Origin of the sequence: Arthrobacter sp. MYb213, from assembly GCF_002979915.1 — a bacterium.
Taxonomy (GTDB): domain Bacteria; phylum Actinomycetota; class Actinomycetes; order Actinomycetales; family Micrococcaceae; genus Glutamicibacter.
The window spans coordinates 479,098-497,939 of the sequence record NZ_PCQA01000002.1; the positions used below are offsets into that span (position 1 = coordinate 479,098).

Sequence of the window (18,842 nt, forward strand, 5' to 3'; positions counted from 1 at the left end):
CTTTTGACTACCGATTTGAAACTGCCCACTGTCGAGGTTTCGGCAGTGGGCAGTTTCGTTATCTAGATGTGCGGCTACTCGCCGGTGGCTACTAGCACCTGCGCGGCACGCATGGTGTAGTTTCCCTTACGGTAACCGGCTCGCAGTACCTGTCCCACATGATCCGCTGGGATCTCTGGGACCGGCTGGCGGAGCAACGCCTCGTGAACGTTGGGATCAAATTCGACCCCAGCCTCATCGATTCGTTCCAGGCCGTGAGTTGCCAAGACCGTGTCCAGCTTCTTAGCGATAGCCGCGAACGGGCCATCTGCTAAGTCACCATGAGCACGTGCCGCATCGATATCATCAAGCACCGGCAGCAACGTGGCGAGCACCGACTGAACGGCACTTTCACGTACTGCTACCCGGTCACGCTCTACGCGCTTGCGGTAGTTGACGTACTCGGCCTGCAAACGAAGCAGGTCGTTGCGAAGCTCGGATTCCTTTTCGGTAACTTCAGCCTGTGCCTCTTCGACACCTGCAGCAGCCTCGTTCAGGATCGCCTCGGCCTGACCCAGGGCGTCAGCGTTTGGCTGCACGTCGGCTGCCTCTGGCTGGTTCTCCGGCTCCTGGCCGGGGTTTTCGTTCTGGTCCTGTGCCTCGGACATATTCCCTTGCTCCCTACTTCTTGTCGGCTTCGTCTTCGTCGATTACCTCGGCGTCGACGATGTCTTCATCAGCGTTTGGAGCCTGCTCGCCTGCAGGTGCTTCGGCGCCTTCGGCGGCGGTGTTGGCGTAGATTGCCTCGCCCAGCTTGGTCTGCGAAGCCTGAAGCTTCTCAAACGCTGCCTTGACCTCGTCGTCGTTGTCCTGCTTCTCCAAGGCTTCCTTCAGTGCGTCAACGTCGGCCTGAACCTCGGTCTTGACCTCTTCTGGAAGCTTCTCATCGTTGTCCTTGATGAGCTTGTCTACCGAGTAAGCTGCCTGCTCGGCGGCGTTACGGGTCTCGGCTGCCTCGCGGCGGGCCTTGTCCTCTTCGGCGTGAGCTTCGGCTTCCTGAACCATGCGCTCGATGTCTTCCTTCGACAGCGAGGAGCCGCCGGTGATGGTCATCGACTGTTCGGTACCGGTGCCCTTATCCTTAGCGGATACGTGCACGATGCCGTTGGCGTCGATGTCGAAGGTGACCTCAACCTGTGGGATGCCGCGAGGTGCCGGTGCGATACCGGTTAGCTCGAAGGTGCCCAGTGGCTTGTTGTCGCGGGTGAACTCGCGCTCACCCTGGAAGACCTGGATCGATACCGAAGGCTGGTTGTCCTCGGCGGTAGTGAAGGTCTCCGAACGCTTGGTTGGGATCGCGGTGTTGCGCTCGATCAGCTTGGTCATCACGCCACCCTTGGTTTCAATACCTAGGGACAGTGGGGTGACGTCGATGAGCAATACGTCCTTGCGCTCACCCTTCAGCACGCCAGCCTGCAGGGCTGCACCAACGGCAACAACCTCATCTGGGTTGACGCCCTTGTTAGCTTCCTTGCCGGCCAGGTCCTTGACCAGCTCTGCCACTGCTGGCATACGGGTCGAACCGCCAACGAGGATCACGTGTGCGATCTCCGAAACCTTAACTCCGGCTTCCTTGATGACATCGTTGAATGGCTTGCGGGTGCGCTCCAGCAGATCCTTGGTCAGTTCCTGGAACTTAGCACGCGAGAGGTGCTCATCCAGGTGAACCGGGCCATCGGAGGTGACCGAGAGGTACTGCAGGGAGATGTTGGTGCTGGTAGCCGAGGACAGTTCCTTCTTGGCCTGCTCAGCAGCTTCCTTCAGACGCTGCAGTGCAATCTTGTCCTTGGACAGGTCTGCACCCTTCTGCTTAGCCTGAGCCAGCAGCCAATCTACGATGCGCTGATCCCAGTCGTCGCCACCGAGGCGGTTATCGCCCGAGGTGGAGCGAACCTGGATGGTGGAGAATCCGTCGTCATCCTTGCCAACTTCGAGCAGGGAAACGTCGAAGGTACCGCCACCGAGGTCGAAGACCAAGATGAGTTCGTCTTCTTTACCCTTTTCCAGACCGTAAGCCAGAGCGGCTGCGGTTGGCTCGTTGACAATGCGCAGTACGTTCAAGCCTGCGATTTCGCCGGCTTCCTTGGTGGACTGACGCTCAGCATCGTTGAAGTATGCAGGAACGGTGATGACCGCGTCGGTGACCTTTTCGCCCAAGTAGGACTCGGCGTCGTTCTTCAGCTTCATCAGGGTACGAGCAGAAATTTCCTGTGCGGTGTACTTCTTGTCATCGATGTCGATGGACCAGTCGGTACCCATGTGGCGCTTGACCGAAGCGATGGTGCGGTCAATGTTGTTTACTGCCTGGCGCTTGGCGATATCGCCAACCAGGACTTCGCCGCTCTTCGAGAAAGCAACGATGGACGGGGTCGTGCGGTTGCCTTCCGCGTTTGCGATAACGGTTGGCTCACCACCTTCGAGCACGGAAACTACGGAGTTGGTGGTTCCTAGGTCGATACCTACGGCACGCGACATAATGGCTCTCCTTTGCCTTGGTTGAAAGTACTAACGCTGAGGATTTTTATCCTGATTGAGCGTTCTGGACTCAAGTTTACTCAGCCGCTTTCGACTGTCAAATTAACTTGAGCCAACCTCACTCAACTTTGCGTTCTGTCTTCTTCAACGAACAAAGGGCAAGAATGATTCCCATGCCGAAAAATAATTTTCAGACACAGGACACCCAAGGCGTTCAAGGACAATCCACCCTGCGCTCCCGGCGCCTCAACCTACCGAAAAAACGGTCCTTCCGGGAGCTGGATCGCCGCACCCAGGTTGCTGTCATCCTCGCTGGAATTATCGAGCTGACTTTGATGTTTGCAGCCTTGCGCGATCTTCGTCGACGCTCCGTTCAGCTGGCGATAGGGCCAAATCCACTGTGGGCCGTGGTCAGTTGCCTCAACGTACTAGGTAGCATTTCCTACTTTGTCTTTGGGCGTCGCAAAGACCCTCAAAACTGATTTACAGACACAATGGAACAACCCGCTCTCGTGATGACGAGAGCGGGTTGTTCGCTGTCAGCGTGGACGCTTTGGCAATGAAAAACTCGATTGCCACACTGGCTAGATCAGTTCATCTACCAACAATGGTCCTGCGAATAATCCCTACAGATGGTCCAGTAGGAATGCTCCGTTCTACTACTTAGCCGAGCCCTGAGGTTCCACTAGGACTGCCGCGGTGCGCGCCGGAATAGTCAGCTCACCGGTGGCACTGTCGAACGAAGTTGACTTCACCCGGTCATCACTGCCTTTCGCAAGAGACTTGGCAAGCGAGTAGTCGTGACCTACCAGCTCCTCAAGCTTTTGCGTGCTCTCCTTCGGCGAGGCATTGAAGAGGACTAAGGCACCGTCATGCTTGCGATCGACATCCTTACCCACCGTGTCGTCAATGCGCATCACGATAATTCCCGGTTCGGCCTCAGACCCACCCAGCGGGAAGCTCACCTTTTGCCCAATGAGATCAGCTGAGCCCAATCGCAAGAGTCCAACTTCCTTGCGGGTCTGCAGCAAGTCCAAGGCTGCCCCTTCAGCATCAGCCATGGCCTTGGCATCCGGCTTGAGCGCAGGGTCTTCTAATAGTGGAGCCATCAGATCCCACTTCTCCCCGTTATCTGCCTCGGGCGGAAGACCCGAGCCGAAAGTATTTTCCACTCCGGAGAAGTCGATGCGGTTGAACCAGTCCCCCGAGTTATAGGAATTTCGGTCCAAAGACTTTGAACGCAATAACTCGGTTCCGGCATGCCAGAACGGAACAGCTTGTGAATACATCACGGTTGCTTGCGAGAGAGTATTCATCCGCACCCGATCCTCCATGGAAGTATCTCGTGGCAACTTGAGCACAGTGAGGTCGTAGAGCGTTTCATTATCGTGCGCGTCAACATAGTTGATCACTTCTCCCGGCTGCGAAGCATAGCCTGCTTTCGCTCCGCGGTAATCCAATTCATCACCACGGTGCACACTGCCATCCGAAGCGAGGAATTCGAAGTCTGCGAGATTGCCAGCCAAGCCGAGCTTCACTAGGTCGGTTTCGTGGCCGAGATCTTTCAACGCTTCCTCGGTGCTCCCATTGACCTTATTACCGTTGGGATCCGTTCCCAAGCCAGTACCAAAGCCCTGACGGAATGTTGAGGATGATTCAACAGGACTGCCACCATGAACGGCATCGCGCAGTCGGTCGTTAAAGGTCCCGATGCCGGTACCGTTCATTTGCCCCTGAGTCGCTTGATAGAAGCGAGCATTGTCCGCCACCTCACCAAAGTTCCATCCTTCGCCATAGAGGTAAATGGACTTGCCGTCCACTCCGTCACGTCCCGGCTTCAGTTCATCTAATGCACTGCGTACGGCTTCCATGGTTTCTCGTGAGTGGTGGCCCATGAGGTCAAAACGGAATCCATCAACCTTATAGTCCTTGGCCCACACCACCAGGGCATCAACCATCAGTTTCTGCGCCGCAGCGTGTTCCGTGGCCAGGTTCTGACAGCAGGACGAGGTTTCCACTTTCCCGGTGGCATCAAGTCGGTGGTAGTAGCCAGGCACGATCTTATCCAGCACACTGCGATCGGCTTGACCCGAGGCTGCGGTGTGGTTGAACACCTGATCAAGCACTACTTCTAGCCCCATGCTGTGCAAGGATCCAACCATCGAGCGGAATTCTTCGACACGGTTCGCTCCTTCAGGGTTCGTGGCGTACGAACCTTCCGGAGCCATGAAATGGAAGGGGTCGTACCCCCAGTTGAATCCGTCTTCATCACCGTGGGCAGTAACGCACTCTTGTTGTTTGCTGGAAGCTGCCGGCAGCGACTTCAGATCACAGTCCGTCTCAACACGTTGTGACTGTTCCTCCTCAATGGTGGCGATATCAAAACTTGGCAGCAGGTGAACGGTAGTCAGGCCAGCCTCGGAAAGCTGTTTGAGCTGTTTACTCCCGGCCCCATTTGCTCCAAACGCTCCGTAGCGGCCCCGCTGATTCTCGGGCACCGAAGCATCTGAAATCGAGAAGTCACGGATCTGCAGTTCATAGATGCTGCGGTCCACGTCCTTTTCGACGTTTTTGGCTTTGGCCTTACGCCACTGTTTTGGCTGGTGGTGAGGGTCTTCCAAGCTCACCGCGACCGAGTGGGTGGAATTAGTGGTCAACGCAACCGAATATGGATCGGTAACAATATTCGTTTCGATCTTGCCCGTTTCAGGGACAAAGACCTGAACTTCCCACCGGTACTTCGCCTCAGCCATCTGAGGTTTACCCTTTACCGTCCACACACCGCTGTCCTTCGAATAGCTAGCAGCGTATCGTGCAGTCTTCTCCTTCTTGTCAGTAATCAGCAGTGTTGTTTTTTGGGCCGTGGGTGCCCAGAGCCTAAAGGTAGGGCGTTTTCCGGTGAAGCTCACGCCGAGTTCTACATCGTCAAGCGCCTTGGCATAGAGATCATCAATGACACCAGCACTCTGAACTCCGGTGAAGGCGGTGAGTTTCTGGGTATCCCCTTCGCCATCAAATCGTGCCAATGCCAGTTGTGAACGCAATGCAGAGGCTACGTCTTCGCGATCTAGCTCAACACGCAAGGCACGGTAGTCGGCAAGGTGTGGGAACTTCTTGCGTTGTTCGGCACTCAACCCACCAATAATTTCTTTGAGCTCGATTGGCTTCGCACCGGAGATCTCTTCTCCCTCCAATTTCAAGCTGGCGTCCTTTGAAGCGTAGAGGGCATAGTTTTCACCAGTGCCTAGATCACGAGGAATCGCTAGGGTATCAGCGGAAATCCACTGCGCTTTCATTTGACCAACGCCGGCGACTGTTTGGGTGTCAGAACCAATCTGCAACAGGTGAGTCTTCGAGTCGTAGCTGAAGCTCACTGGCTTTCCTTCGGTTACCGAAAGACTGTAGTTAGCACCTCCGGCGGCACCGTCAACGCCATAATTTTCGTCCCACCCGAAGTTGTGTAACACCTTAAATTCGTAGGTACCAGCCGGGATCTTCTCCGTAGTGAATTCGTAGGTACCGTCAGCATCAGCGTCCGCCATTAAAGTAGCGAGACAGGTTGGATCCCAGTCGGATTTACAGCCCAATTCGTCTTGAAAACTTCCCGGTAAGGTGATCATCGGACCCTGTTGATCGCTTTGTGCGATGTTGTTGCGGGGATCGAAGAAGAACTTGACGGTCCCACCTTCGTGAGAATATTTAAGGTTGTCACCACCGGCAATACCACCAGCGCCGTAGCTCAGATCCCATGATCCGTTGATGGCTACCTTGTATTCATAGTCCCCTGCTGGGACATCGAATTCACCAGAATAGACCCCGCCAGGCTGTTCAGTGAGTTTGGCTGCCTCGCAGGCCGGATCCCAGTCGGTGACACAACCCATTTCGGTGTTATGGCTTCCCGGCACGGTGACCATGGAGATATCCGATTCAGCCGGTTTTTCCTTCGCAAACCCGGAAACGTCGTTGCCCACGGAAGCATAGGTGGAAGCGGCGCTGTGTTCTCCTGCGGCATTGGTACTCACGGCACGATATTCCACCAAGGTGCCTTGTGGTAGCGATGAAACGTCGTGGAAGACTCGTGGGGTGTGGTCTTCTGCCACGCCCAGTAGGTGCCACTTCTCGGTGCCCACTTCACGCCACGACATGCTTGTTTCAGCCCACGCCTGTTCGCCTAAATCCACGGATACGGGTGTTACGCCACTGAGCCCGGCCCCAGATTTTGGAGCGGAAATCTCAGGTGTGAAGGCAGCACTATCTACGTTCTTGTCAGCTTTATAAACCACTGCAGATAGCGCTGGCACCGTCACGTTGAGTTTCCCGTCCGCAGCACTGCTGAGTTTGTCTTCGGCGCCATAGAGCGCTGAGTAGGTTGCGTCGGAGGTCAGAGTCGACAACTCAACATCAGCGGATTCTTCCGAGTTGTTCAGGGCCACCAGGTATTCGGTTTTCTCGTCACGGTCCACACGCGAGAATGCATAGACTCCCTTGGAATCTTGGGCGTATAGCTCTACTTGTGCCCCGCCCTTCAGCGCTTTGTTTGATTCGCGAAGTTTAGAGAGGGCCGCGATGTGCTGGTACATCGGAGAATCACTGTCATAACGATCTTGGGTTCCGAGCTTTTCTCCGGTAATCAATTCTTGGTTCTGATACTCCGAGACTTGAGAAGCGAACAGTGATTGGCGAGAATCCTTGTCTCCACCGGTGCCTGCAAATCCTTGTTCGTCACCGTAGTAAACCACCGGCTGGCCACGGGTCAGGAACATCAGTTCATGGGCCAGTTCATCACGTTTGAGTTTCTGATTGCTGTTGTTCAGGAAGTACCCAATGCGCCCCATATCGTGATTGCCAAGGAAAGTTGGTAGAGCATCAGCTGAGGTGTTTGCCGTGGTGTAGTAGTCATCCGCCGAGAACAGCGTGCTTAGCGTTTTGGCTGAATTTCCTCCCGCGAAACCGGCAGCAGCAGATTGGAACGTGAAATCAAGGACGGAATTCATTTCCGTCTTACGCACGTAGGGCGAAAGCTTCTTTGCATCGGCATCATAAACTTCGCCAAACATGAAGAAGTCGTCTTTACCCTGGGCTCGTGCATAGTCCTGAACTTGTTTGGTCCATTGTTCCCAGAATTCAAAATTCACATGTTTTGCGGTGTCGATGCGGAAGCCATCAATTCCGAAGTCCACCCAGTTCTTGTAGACCTCTGCGAAACCGTTGACTACCTTAGGATTTTCGGTCATGAGGTCATCAAGCCCCTGAAAATCGCCATAGGTGACCGACTCACCTTCCCAGGTTGAGTCCCCGCGGTTGTGATAGAGCGTTGGATCATTGAGCCAGTCGGGGACCTTCTTGACTTGGTCAGAAACAACCGGGGTATAAGGGAAGGAACTGGAAGCGTCTAGCTCTGGGAAGGTATCACTGCCTGCGTAGTCCGCCGGGTCAAAGGCTTGACCCTGAGCATCCTTATAGGGAAGGGAAGACTGCTCAACGTAGGAATACTTCTTTTCCTTATTGTCGATGAGATCCGCGGTATGGTTCACGAGGATGTCGAAATACACCTTGATGCCACGCTTGTGGGCGTCATCAATCAGTTCGGAGAGTTCTTCATTGGTGCCTAGATGTGGGTCGATCTGAGTGAAATCGGTGACCCAATAGCCGTGATATCCGGCGCTGGCATCATCACCACTACCCTGAACCGGCATGTTCTTAAAACTGGGCGTGAGCCAGATGGCGCTGGTGCCAAGGCCCTGAATGTAGTCGAGCTTGGAGTGTAAGCCTGCGATATCACCGCCTTCATAGAATCCTTTGTCCGTCGGATCAAACCCGGTGGTTAGTCGATCACCTTCCAAACCGCCGGTGTCGTTAGCCGTTGAGCCATTGGCAAAGCGGTCTGTCAAGACGAAATAGAATTGCTCACCAGAACCGGCTTGCCTGACCGGCGCAGCGACCAATTCGGCATCAGTATCTGAATATTCTCCGCGAAGGTCCAGTGGCACAACTTGTGTAAGCCCAGTGGCCGTATCAAAGGTGAAGCGCAATCGGCTATCCGCACTCAGGGCTAGGGGAATGTTCTCTTCTCCCCCATCCAGTCCATAAGACGTGTCAAAGCTTTTGTTCAACGCTACTTTGTATTCATAGTTCCCCGCCGGAACTTCCACTTCCAGGCTGTATTGCCCTTCCTGGTCCGTGGATTGCAGGCTGGTAGCTTCACAGTCAGCCATCCAGTCAGCGGAACATCCCAACAACGACTGAAAAGAACCGGCCAGAGTCACAGAAGTTTCATCTGCCACGGCGGGAATACTAGCCAGGGGTGCCATGGGTGCGAGCGCCAGCATCGGGGTTGCGGCCAAGGCGGTGACCCAACGACGCCAACTACGTTTATGAAGGTATGGTGGCAGTGGCTGACTGCGCACGGAGGAAGCAGCGCTTTTGCTGTTCACGAAATGCTCCATTGAGTTCGAAGGTGCGAGCGGCAAGCCATAAGAGCTGACTCGCCAGTGATTCAGCCCACACTACTGAGCGAATTCCATCAAATGCAAGCGTTTCCAACATTTACACTCGAATGCAGGGAAAACATCAAACTTTTCAGTATTTTTCCAACTTTTTACATAGGAAACGTTTGCACAATGCGGCACAAGAGTCTCCAATTCCCATTGTCCGGTCAGGTCGGCAACCCCACTACAAAAAGAACCTCCAGACAGCTTTTGGCTGTCTGGAGGTTCTTTTTCGTACTAGTTCTTACCGTCCGCCGGTAGCAGGGCTTGATGCACGACGTGGTCCACGTGAACGACCGCCGCCAGCTGGTGCGCCAGCTGAGTCGCCGCGTCCACCCTGACGTGGAGCACGGTTGCCACCACTTGGACGTTCCGCGTTAGCGTTGTGCCCGCCGCGCGATGGGCGCTCGGCGTTAGCCGAATGTCCGCCACGTGCTGGACGTTCCGCGTTGGCCGAGCCGCCGCGAGCTGGACGACGGTTCGAGCTCTGCTGGCCTTCGTCTTCGGAACGAGCGCCGCGACCTGGACGGCCACCGCGAGCACCATTACCGCCGTTGCCACCACGCGAAGAACCGTTACCGGCGCCAGCGCTGGTGCGCTTGCGTGGCGATGCCTTTGGCTGTGCCGGAGCAACATAAGCAACCGGTGCGGCCACTTCGCCGACAACATCTGCCACGACTGCGGAGTTCAGGTTGACCTTCTCAAAAGGAACCTTCAAACCAGCCTGGCGAAGCAAGGTGGATACGTCGCCCTGCTGATCAGGGGTGCAAATGGTGACTACGGTGCCACTGGAGCCTGCACGGGCGGTACGGCCCGAGCGGTGAGTGTATGCCTTGTGTTCTGCCGGTGGATCAACGTGTACAACAAGTTCCACGCCGTCAACGTGAACGCCGCGAGCAGCAACGTCGGTGGCAACAAGAACCTTAGCCTCACCCGAGGAGAAGGCAGCTAGGTTTCGGTCACGAGCGTTCTGCGACAGGTTGCCGTGTAGGTCTACCGATGGGACGCCTGCCTTAGACAGGGCGATTGCCATCTTCTTGGCGTGGTGCTTGGTGCGCATGAACATGATGCGACGACCGGTGCCCTGAGCCAAAATGCGGATCAGTTCCTTCTTGTCATCGGCTGGAATCACGAAGACGTGGTGTTCCATGGTGTTCACTGCGGCTTCCGGAGCATCAACCGAGTGAATGGTCGGGTGGCTCAGGTAGCGCTTAACAACCTTGTCCACGCCGTTATCCAAGGTGGCGGAGAACAGCATGTGCTGGATGCCGGTTGGCATGCGGTCCATGATGCGGCGAACTACAGGCAAGAAGCCCATATCTGCCATGTGGTCGGCCTCGTCCAGAATCGAGATTTCAAGCTGGGACAGGTCAACGACCTTCTGCTTGATCAAGTCATCGAGACGACCCGGGCAAGCGATGACAATGTCAACGCCTTCGTTCATGGCCTTTTCCTGGCGGCTCTGGGCGACGCCACCGTAGATTACGGTGGTGCGCAAACCCGAGGCTGCGGCTAGCGGATCCACGGCCTTGGCGATCTGAGTCGCCAATTCGCGGGTCGGAGCCATGATCAGTGCGCGAGGGAAACGTGCCTTGCGACGCTGTGGACGCTGAGCCAGTCGGGCCACCATTGGAATGGAGAAGGCAAGGGTTTTACCCGAGCCGGTCTGTCCACGGCCCAAGACGTCGCCGCCGGCAAGAGTGGAGGGAAGGGTGGCTTCCTGAATTGGGAAAGCCGATTCAATGCCAAGGTCAGCTAGGACGTTGACAATGTTTTCGGGCACGCCGAGGGCGCTAAAAGTTGCAGTCATGCTCAAACTTTCTCTCTGATTCGCACGCCGGTTTTGGCGTTTGGTTTCGCCGAGCCAGGAGGAAGTCCGCAACTATGCAAAGAAAAGACACCAGCTGGTGAAGATCTTCGGAAGGGGGAAATCTAAACTGTCGACGAATGCGCACCGAGTTTTTCGGGAGAATCACCGAATCACTAAGAAGTGCGCACAGTTTTATTCTACAGGCCAATGACGGACTCCGGCAGTACCGGAGTCCGTCAGATCGACTAAAATCAGGAGATCTCAGACACTAAATCAGATTCTTTAGTCTCTTCGGGCTCTTTGGCCAGCTTCGAAGGCCACCAGACCTTCGGTCCAATTTCCTCCACCAGAGCAGGGACCAAAAGGCTTCTGACGATGAATGTATCGAGCAGCACGCCAAAGGCAACGATGAACCCAAGCTGCGCCAAGAACATGATTGGAACAACGCCTAAAGCTGCAAAGGTTGCTGCCAGCACCACACCTGCCGAGGTAATGACTCCGCCGGTAACCTTCAAGCCACGACGCATACCCTCACGCGTTCCATGCTTCAACGATTCTTCGCGCACCCTGGTCATCAAGAAGATGTTGTAGTCCACCCCCAGTGCTACCAAGAAGACAAAACCAAACAACGGTACGGCCGGATCAGCCCCCGAGAACTTGAATACGTTGTTGAATACCAGTGCGCTGACGCCCATGGCCGTCCCATAGGAAAGCACGGTGCTCAGGATCAGCAGCACCGGAGCCAGCACCGAACGCAGTAACAGCATCAGAATGATCAGAATGGCGCCCAGCGTCAACGGGATGATCTTGGCCAAGTCGGCAAGTGCCGTATCGGCGGTATCCAGTTGCGTCGCCGTAGTGCCACCGATTAGTGCTTCCGCGTCGGTCGCGTGGACCGCATCGCGAAGTGCAACGATCGTGTCCTTGGCAGCGTCCGAGTCGGCAGCGTCACTCAAGGTGATGGAGATCAGGCTACGACCTTCGACCACCTGCGGCGCTGCGCCGCGTTGTGCCATTGCCGGTCCACCATCTTCGGCTTGCAGATAAGCAGAATCCACCCCGGTGACATCTAGGACGTCTTCCAGCACGGTGGCCGCGTCAGCCTCGTTGACTACCGCGACTGCTGGCGAGCCAGATCCTCCAGGAAAGTGCTCACCTAAGGCAATTTGTCCGTCACGGGATTCAGAACCACCGATAACTAGTTCACTTTGCGGCACTCCATGGGCTTTGAGCCCAGTCACTCCCAAGGCGCCTACCGCCAGCAGGATGATCGTGAAGATCCAGATGGGACGAGGATGCGCCGCGACGAAGTTCGCGATACGCCCCCAGAGACCTTCCTTGACTGCCGCATGCCCACCTTGGTCTGCGACCCTCGGCGGAAATGGCCAGTAGGCGGCACGTCCGAGTAAACCCAGCGCCGCAGGAAGGAATGTTAGGGCGGCAATAATGGAGAAAATAATGCCACTGGCACCAATCGGGCCCAATGCTTTATTGGAGTTCAGATCCGAGAAGAGCAGACACAGCAGGCCAACGGTCACGGTGCCACCCGAGGCGACGATCGGTTCAAAGGACCTGCGCCAAGCCTTGGACACTGCCTGGAACTTGTCCAGTCCTTCGGACAAGGCTTCCTTATGGCGTGCAACGAACAGCAAGGAATAATCCGTGGCGGCGCCGATGACCAGGATAGACAAAATGCCCTGAGATTGCCCATCCAACCGGATCCAACCAGCATCAGCCATATAGTAGACGGTCACGATGGCCGCACACAGGGCAACCACTGAGGTGAGTAATACCGTGAACGGCAGTAGCAGCGAACGATAAACCAACAGCAAAATGACCAGTACCGCAACGAGTGCCACACCGAGTAGCACCCCGTCGATACCGCCAAAAGCCTCGGTCAGGTCGGCGGCAAAACCCGCCGGCCCGGTGACATAGGCGGTAGCGCCCTCGGGGGTCAGCTGTGCGGTCAGGTTACGTAATTCTTCGACGCCCACATTTGCTTTGACTTCACCACTGACGGGAACCAGAAGTTCCAGTGCCCGCTTGTCTTCGGAAATGAATGGTCCGGTGACCTCCCCATCGAGGTATTCATAATCGGCAAACCCCTTGGCTAACTGTTCCCCCGCAGCAGCGTCAAGCTGATTCTCGCTGGTAAACAGCACCACTGCAGGGACTGCGTCAGAGCTACGGAATTTGCTCTGCCATTCCAGCGCTTTGGTCGCTTCTGCGGTCGCGGGAAGAAAAGCTGCCTGGTCATTGGTCTGCACTTCGGAAAGTTTGCCGAAGGTGGGACCGCCTACACCAGCAATCGCTATCCAGATCAACACCAACAGCGAGTACACGATTACTCGAATACCCGCACCCTTAAACTTCGAGGGCCGGTGCGGCTTTGTCACGTGAGACACGGGTCAATCCTTTTTCTCGGTGAGATAGTGGGGAGTCGAAAGCTAACGACGCATTTAGCTTATCAGTAAAGTATCTCTATTATCGAATGACTCTATTGCATATACAATAACTTTTATGAGCAATAACCCCTCCCATCAGCTCGTGGCACTTCTGCGCGAATTTGCGCACGCAAGCGACAGATACGTTGAGTCCACCGGGGCCCTGCACGGAACTCACCGCACCGACATGAATGCACTGTCAATCATCATGAAATACCAGCAACAAGGCACCCCACCCTCACCTCGGGATCTGAGCCACGAGCTGCATTTGAGTTCGCCTGCGACCACCGCCATGCTTGACCGCTTAGAAAAGATCGGGTTCATTGAGCGCCAACGTACCGATAAGGATCGCCGTGTGGTGCGAATTGCGCTAACCGACAAGGCACGAACCGGCGGACGAGAAATGTTCATGCCCTTGGGCAAAAACATGCTTGATGCCATAGCTCATTACGACGCTGAACAGATTGCCCTGATTACGGATTTTATGGGCCGGATTATCGAAGGTGTCGACAGTGCGATAGTCGACGCCGCGTCACAGCACGATACTAAGTCTCAAAGTAGTACACCGAACGCCTAAGCTAATCTGGTGACACTTGCACTTTGGATCTCCCTGCTCGGCGCCTCCATCATCATCAGCTTCACCCCCGGCGCTGGGGCAATCAACACCATGACCAACGCCATGCGACTTGGCTTCCGCGGAGCTATCTGGGGAATTATCGGCCAACAGATCGCATTGCTCATTCACGTGATCATCGTTGCCGCCGGAGTGGGAATATTGGTCGCCAGTTCGCCGGCAATCTTTGCAGCCGTGCGCTACGCAGGCGCAGCCTATCTGGTGTATTTGGGCGTTCGGATGATTCTTTCCAAACCCGATGTCAGTTCAGAGTCAACGACCCAAACCCGCGTCTCGGGCCGCTGGGCAATGGTGCGCAGGGGAATTCTGGTGAACCTGCTGAACCCCAAGGCCATCGTGTTTTTCCTGGCCTTCACCCCACAGTTTATCCAACCGGGCCAACCACTGGCCCCGCAGTATGCCATCTATATTGGTACGATCATTGTGGTCGATATTCTCGTCATGTGGTTTTTCTTTGCCGCCACCGCACGCAGCTTCCAGCGTTTCACCACCACGGTGCGTGGCGCTAAGATCTTGAATTTAGTCTTCGGCACACTCTTTATTTTTGTCGCCGCACTTTTGCTCCTCATGCACTAAATCATCCATTGCGCTTGGTGCTTTCAAAGTTGCGCGCCGAGCATCTTCTAGACGAATACCGCACTTGTCGCAGGGCAGATTGAACAGCGCATAAACCAGATGACAAACCGATTTCTGCACTCGTTCACAGACCTAAACTAAATCGTGGCCTTTTTGTAGTCTTAAATCGGGCGCGTAGCTCTCGAAGGTTGGCCCGACTTGTGTCTAGACTGAGGACATGTTCCGGATAATGATCGTGTGCACAGGGAATATCTGCCGCTCGCCGATGGCCGAGTACATGCTCAAAGGCGCCCTCGCTGATGCAGGAATCTTAGAGGTTGAGCTCTTCTCCAGGGCAACCACCGACGGTGAGGTCGGCAACGGGATCGATCCACGTGCCGCGAACACGTTGCGTGCTCACGGAATTGACGCTTCGGAACACGTTGCCACGCAAATTGCCCAAAATGAGCTTGGTCAAGTTGATCTAGTGCTAGCCATGGATACCGACCACTTCGAATTTCTCGTTCCGCACTTAGCAGAGATAGATCAGAACGAACGTCCACAACTGCGCATGTTCCGGTCCTTTGACCCGGCCGTGGCTAACGAACCTCATGAAACCCAAGGAGTCTATGACCCTTGGTATGGAGATGCCGGAGATTTTAGAGAAACCTGGAAGATGGTTTCTGCCAGCCTGCCAGCCCTCGTTGATTATGTGCGGAGTAACATCGCCTCTCGTGGAAACCGATAGACCATATATTATTGCCCTCGACGGCCGTTCCGGCGCGGGCAAAACACGATTTGCTGCGGCTTTGGCGACCCTGCTGGGTGCCGAGGAAACCGTTAGTGTGCTGCACCTAGAAGATCTTTATCCCGGATGGGATGGATTGGGACAGGCCCGAGACCTCTACTCCAAGCTATTGCCAGATTTGGCAGCGGGCCACGAAGTTTCCTGGCACAGCTGGGACTGGGAGACTAACCAATTCGGCGCCCTCACCTCCTTTACCCCTGGTCGAGTGGTCATTGTTGAGGGAGTCGGCGCCGCCGGCGCCGCCGCACGTGAACACCTCGACGTGAGTATCTGGCTTGAGGCCCCTGCCGTGTTGCGCCGCGAACGCGCGCTGGCCCGTGACGGCGAAACATATCGCCCTTACTGGGCACGATGGGCTGACCAAGAGGCTGCATATCTGCAGGCAGAAGCCCCGCAGACCTACGCCACCATCATCTTGGACGGTGCCGCCGAACAAACTCCGGCCCATCAACTGCGCACAGTGCACCACTTCCTTCCCGAAAAATTACAACAATTGCTGCCGCGTGAAGAAGCGGTACAGGCACCTGAGCTACAACAAACTTTTAAGGCTCCGCAGGATGTGGCTGCTTTATTCGAATCGCTAGCCCAAGGACTGCCAAAAGCCGCGTTGTTGGAGTCAACGAGCCATAAACTCACTGATCCTTTAGATCGTAATAGATACTCTGTGCTCGCCCTGGCACTGGATCCGGCAGCGGCCACACTCACCAATGATGCCTCCGGAACCACCGTGTCCGTTGGCGGCAGCACCGTGCGTCTTAATGAGCAGTTCTTTACTGCCCTGCATCACCTCTGGCCCCAGCACGCAGATGTCGGCGGTGATTATCCGATGCCTCAATGGGTGGGCTATCTAGGCTATGAACTCAACCGCGAAGTGGGAGCGAAAGATCGCAGCGTCCAGCTTAGTGACGCCACCATTCGCCCCGATGCTCAGTTCTTTTGCCCGGACACCGTCCTAGTGGTGGACCACCGCTTGAATCGCTTAATGCTGCATTGCCCAACCCTTCGAGTACCAGAGCTCCGAGAGCTGATCAATGCCCTGGACACCGCTGGCTCCCGGCACTGTGTACCCTTACCTCCGTTGAGCTTCGAATGCGCCGATTCGGCCAGCGGATACCAGCAAAAAGTCCGGGCGGTGCAACAACAAATTTTTGAGGGCAACACCTACGAAGCCTGCCTCACTACGGTTTTGACGGCACAGACGCCAGAATTTTCACCCTTTGAGGCGTACTGTGCAATGCGCGAGTCCAGCCCGGCGCCCTTCGCCCACTACCTGCGCATGGACACACTGGAAGTTGCAAGTATCTCTCCGGAAAGATTCTTAAGTTTAGATTCCTCCGGCCACCTTCGCGCCGAGCCAATCAAGGGGACCCGTCCACGTGGCCGGGACGAAGACGAAGATTTTGCTTTGGCTCATGACCTTGCCACACATCCCAAAGACCGTGCCGAAAACATTATGATCGTTGACCTATTGCGCAACGACCTTTCGCATTATGCGATTCCCGGTTCGGTAGAGGTCAAACGGCTATGCGCGGTGGAAACGTATTCGACGGTACATCAAATGGTGTCCACCATTGATGCCACGCTTCGAGACCGGCGTGATGCAGCCTTGGCTTTACGCGAAGCATTTCCCCCGGGCTCAATGACCGGCGCACCCAAGCTTTCGAGCATGGAAATCTTAGACAACCTTGAAGGCCAACGCCCGCGGGGCCTCTACTCCGGCTCCGTGGGATACCTCGGTTACAACGGCTCAGCAGATTTTTCGGTGGTGATCCGCACCTTGGTCTGTGACCGGATTGCAGGCGGCGGTTGGGATTTGAGCCTTGGCTTAGGCGGTGCAATTACCGCGGATTCACAACCTCACGAGGAATGGGAGGAAGTGATCACCAAGTCTGTGGGCGTGCTGCGCGCATTAGGCGCACACTTCCCGTTGCGTCCTTAAGCGTTCGCTATTGCAAGGTTGCACTCAACCGGCAGACGTTATCGATCCAGCGCTGTAAGCGCGGACGGCGACGCCACTCGCTTAAGGTCAGCTCCGAAGAGATCTCACGGTATTGATCTTGAACTTCATTGACCGCGTTCACCATTTCCGGGCCAAGCATCATCACTGAGATTTCCATGTTCAAACTAAATGAACGCATATCCATATTTGATGAACCAACCACCGCAACATCGTCATCAGCGGTGAAGCACTTGGTGTGCAGCACCATCGGCGCCGGGTAACGGTAGATCCGGACCCCGGCCTGCAATAGTTGCTGGTAGTAAGACTGTTGCGCGTGGTGGACTAGGAACTGGTCTCCCTTTTCGCAGACATACAAGTTCACTTCCAACCCACGTTGCGCGGCGGTGGTGATGGCATAAAGCAGCGAATCATCAGGCACAAAGTATGGGCTAGTGATGTTCAACCGTTCGGTAGCCGAGTACATCAACGTGTTGAACAGTCGTAGGTTGTTTTCAGATTCATAACCTGGACCGCTGGGCAAAACTTGCGCCAGCGTAGTTCCGGGCTGATCTGCCAAGGACAGCGGGTGTGAAGCTTCGGTCAGATCCGACAGGACGTCGGTGGTGTCATCTTCCTGCCACCAGTCAGTGGCAAAGGTGACATCCAAACTACGTACCAGCGGACCTTCAACCCGGATCATCATCTCGACCCATTCCCGGCCAAGGTTGTGTGAGGACTCGCGCTTGTAACCCGGTTCAATGAGGTTCTGACTGCCGGTGAAGGCCATGACACCATCTACCACCAAGATCTTGCGGTGGTTGCGCAAGTCCGGACGCCTCCAGCGTCTGCCAATAGGATCAATGGGGAGCATGGCCCGCCATTCGATATCTGAGGCGCGCAACCGTTTTTTCAGGTCACGGTAGCCGGAGACACGTAAGGTGCCCAGGTGGTCAAAAAGCAGTCTGACGTTGACACCGCGCCGAGCTGCAGCTTCCAAGGCGTCAAGCACCGGACCAACATATTCTTCATCATCACCCATGATGTAGAACTGGATATGGACGTAACGCTGGGCTTTTTCAATGGCCTCTCGCATTGCTTCCAAAGATGCTTTGTAATTGGAAAGCACCTCAATTTTGTTTCCACCATCAAGTGGGAATGCACCGAGTTTGCGGTTGAGCACCACGACCGATTCCACCCATTCCTCCGAGGAGTGAAACTCCTCAGGAAGTTTCATATGGGAAGTGGCGTTGGTAATGCTTTCGTTTGCGCGAGCTTGTTTTTCTAAACGCCGCCGGGATAAACGTGGGTTAGCGAATAACAGGTACGCAACCAGTCCTGCCACAGGGATGAAATAAATTGCCAACAGCCATGCCATGGCGGTGGTAGGTCGGCGGTTTCCCGGGACGATGCCAATCATCACGAAGCGCAAAATAATGTCGATAGTGACGGCAACTGGCCAGAGCACTGCCCCCAGATGAAGCATAAATTCGCCACTAGGCAACATTCAGACACGTCCCGTTCTTTATTTCTTCATGACTTTCACGTGTTTTGCGCGGTCAAGTCCTCAAACTCTCTGCTTAGACTATCGTCCTGTGAGCGACTTGTTCGTCCTTGGAGCCTTTGATGGCGCGTAGAACAGTAAAGTTTCGA

11 protein-coding genes are annotated in these 18,842 nt (G+C 55.3%); 5 read left to right on the forward strand and 6 right to left on the reverse strand.

Features of this window, described 5'->3' with window-relative positions; all coding sequences use genetic code 11:
- Window positions 1-74: 74 nt before the first annotated feature.
- Together CQ011_RS06640 and dnaK are read right to left on the reverse strand one after the other, a co-directional pair.
- Window positions 75-647 (reverse strand): nucleotide exchange factor GrpE, encoded by a 573-nt coding sequence (locus tag CQ011_RS06640; protein ID WP_105675809.1) that lies wholly within the window; start codon window positions 645-647, stop codon window positions 75-77.
- A gap of 13 nt (window positions 648-660) precedes the next feature.
- Window positions 661-2,514 carry a molecular chaperone DnaK gene (gene dnaK / locus CQ011_RS06645; RefSeq protein WP_105675811.1) on the reverse strand — a complete coding sequence of 618 codons (1,854 nt, stop codon included), beginning with the start codon at window positions 2,512-2,514 and terminating at the stop codon, window positions 661-663.
- Between the two features lie 173 nt (window positions 2,515-2,687).
- On the opposite strand from dnaK, the gene CQ011_RS06650 reads away from it, so the two are divergent.
- Window positions 2,688-2,996, forward strand: coding sequence for a hypothetical protein (locus CQ011_RS06650; protein WP_105675813.1), 309 nt, complete (start codon window positions 2,688-2,690; stop codon window positions 2,994-2,996).
- Window positions 2,997-3,173: 177 nt separating this feature from the next.
- On the opposite strand, the gene pulA is transcribed toward CQ011_RS06650, so the two are convergent.
- The 3 genes from pulA to CQ011_RS06665 form a co-directional block, all read right to left on the reverse strand.
- Window positions 3,174-8,948, reverse strand: a complete 5,775-nt coding sequence (gene pulA / locus CQ011_RS06655) for a pullulanase-type alpha-1,6-glucosidase (protein ID WP_286161111.1) — start codon at window positions 8,946-8,948, stop codon at window positions 3,174-3,176.
- 298 nt (window positions 8,949-9,246) lie between these two features.
- Window positions 9,247-10,812, reverse strand: coding sequence for a DEAD/DEAH box helicase (locus CQ011_RS06660; protein ID WP_105675817.1), 1,566 nt, complete (start codon window positions 10,810-10,812; stop codon window positions 9,247-9,249).
- A 251-nt stretch (window positions 10,813-11,063) separates the two neighbouring features.
- Window positions 11,064-13,217: an MMPL family transporter gene (locus CQ011_RS06665; protein WP_240520442.1), complete on the reverse strand. Its 2,154-nt coding sequence runs from the start codon at window positions 13,215-13,217 to the stop codon at window positions 11,064-11,066.
- 115 nt (window positions 13,218-13,332) lie between these two features.
- On the opposite strand from CQ011_RS06665, the gene CQ011_RS06670 reads away from it, so the two are divergent.
- The 4 genes from CQ011_RS06670 (at window position 13,333) to CQ011_RS06685 (ending at window position 17,192) form a co-directional block, all read left to right on the forward strand.
- Window positions 13,333-13,833 carry a MarR family winged helix-turn-helix transcriptional regulator gene (locus CQ011_RS06670; RefSeq protein ID WP_096254256.1) on the forward strand — a complete coding sequence of 167 codons (501 nt, stop codon included), beginning with the start codon at window positions 13,333-13,335 and terminating at the stop codon, window positions 13,831-13,833.
- 9 nt (window positions 13,834-13,842) lie between these two features.
- Window positions 13,843-14,466: a LysE family transporter gene (locus tag CQ011_RS06675; protein WP_096254255.1), complete on the forward strand. Its 624-nt coding sequence runs from the start codon at window positions 13,843-13,845 to the stop codon at window positions 14,464-14,466.
- A 217-nt stretch (window positions 14,467-14,683) separates the two neighbouring features.
- On the forward strand, window positions 14,684-15,193 hold the full coding sequence (locus CQ011_RS06680; protein WP_096254254.1) for a low molecular weight protein-tyrosine-phosphatase: 510 nt from the start codon (window positions 14,684-14,686) through the stop codon (window positions 15,191-15,193).
- A complete protein-coding gene (locus tag CQ011_RS06685; RefSeq protein ID WP_181148013.1) occupies window positions 15,180-17,192 on the forward strand; it encodes a chorismate-binding protein in 2,013 nt (670 codons plus the stop codon). The genes CQ011_RS06680 and CQ011_RS06685 overlap by 14 nt, the downstream gene beginning before the upstream one ends.
- 7 nt (window positions 17,193-17,199) lie before the next feature.
- Here CQ011_RS06685 and cls read toward each other — a convergent pair whose 3' ends face one another.
- Window positions 17,200-18,675: a cardiolipin synthase gene (gene cls / locus CQ011_RS06690; RefSeq protein WP_229676915.1), complete on the reverse strand. Its 1,476-nt coding sequence runs from the start codon at window positions 18,673-18,675 to the stop codon at window positions 17,200-17,202.
- Window positions 18,676-18,842: the final 167 nt, after the last annotated feature.

Coding starts and splice junctions, on each gene's coding strand:
- CQ011_RS06640 (WP_105675809.1), bottom strand. CDS start 647: ATGTCCGAGGCACAGGACCAGAACGAAAACCCCGGCCAGGAGCCGGAG.
- dnaK (WP_105675811.1), bottom strand. CDS start 2,514: ATGTCGCGTGCCGTAGGTATCGACCTAGGAACCACCAACTCCGTAGTT.
- CQ011_RS06650 (WP_105675813.1), top strand. CDS start 2,688: ATGCCGAAAAATAATTTTCAGACACAGGACACCCAAGGCGTTCAAGGA.
- CQ011_RS06660 (WP_105675817.1), bottom strand. CDS start 10,812: ATGACTGCAACTTTTAGCGCCCTCGGCGTGCCCGAAAACATTGTCAAC.
- CQ011_RS06670 (WP_096254256.1), top strand. CDS start 13,333: ATGAGCAATAACCCCTCCCATCAGCTCGTGGCACTTCTGCGCGAATTT.
- CQ011_RS06680 (WP_096254254.1), top strand. CDS start 14,684: ATGTTCCGGATAATGATCGTGTGCACAGGGAATATCTGCCGCTCGCCG.
- cls (WP_229676915.1), bottom strand. CDS start 18,675: ATGCTTCATCTGGGGGCAGTGCTCTGGCCAGTTGCCGTCACTATCGAC.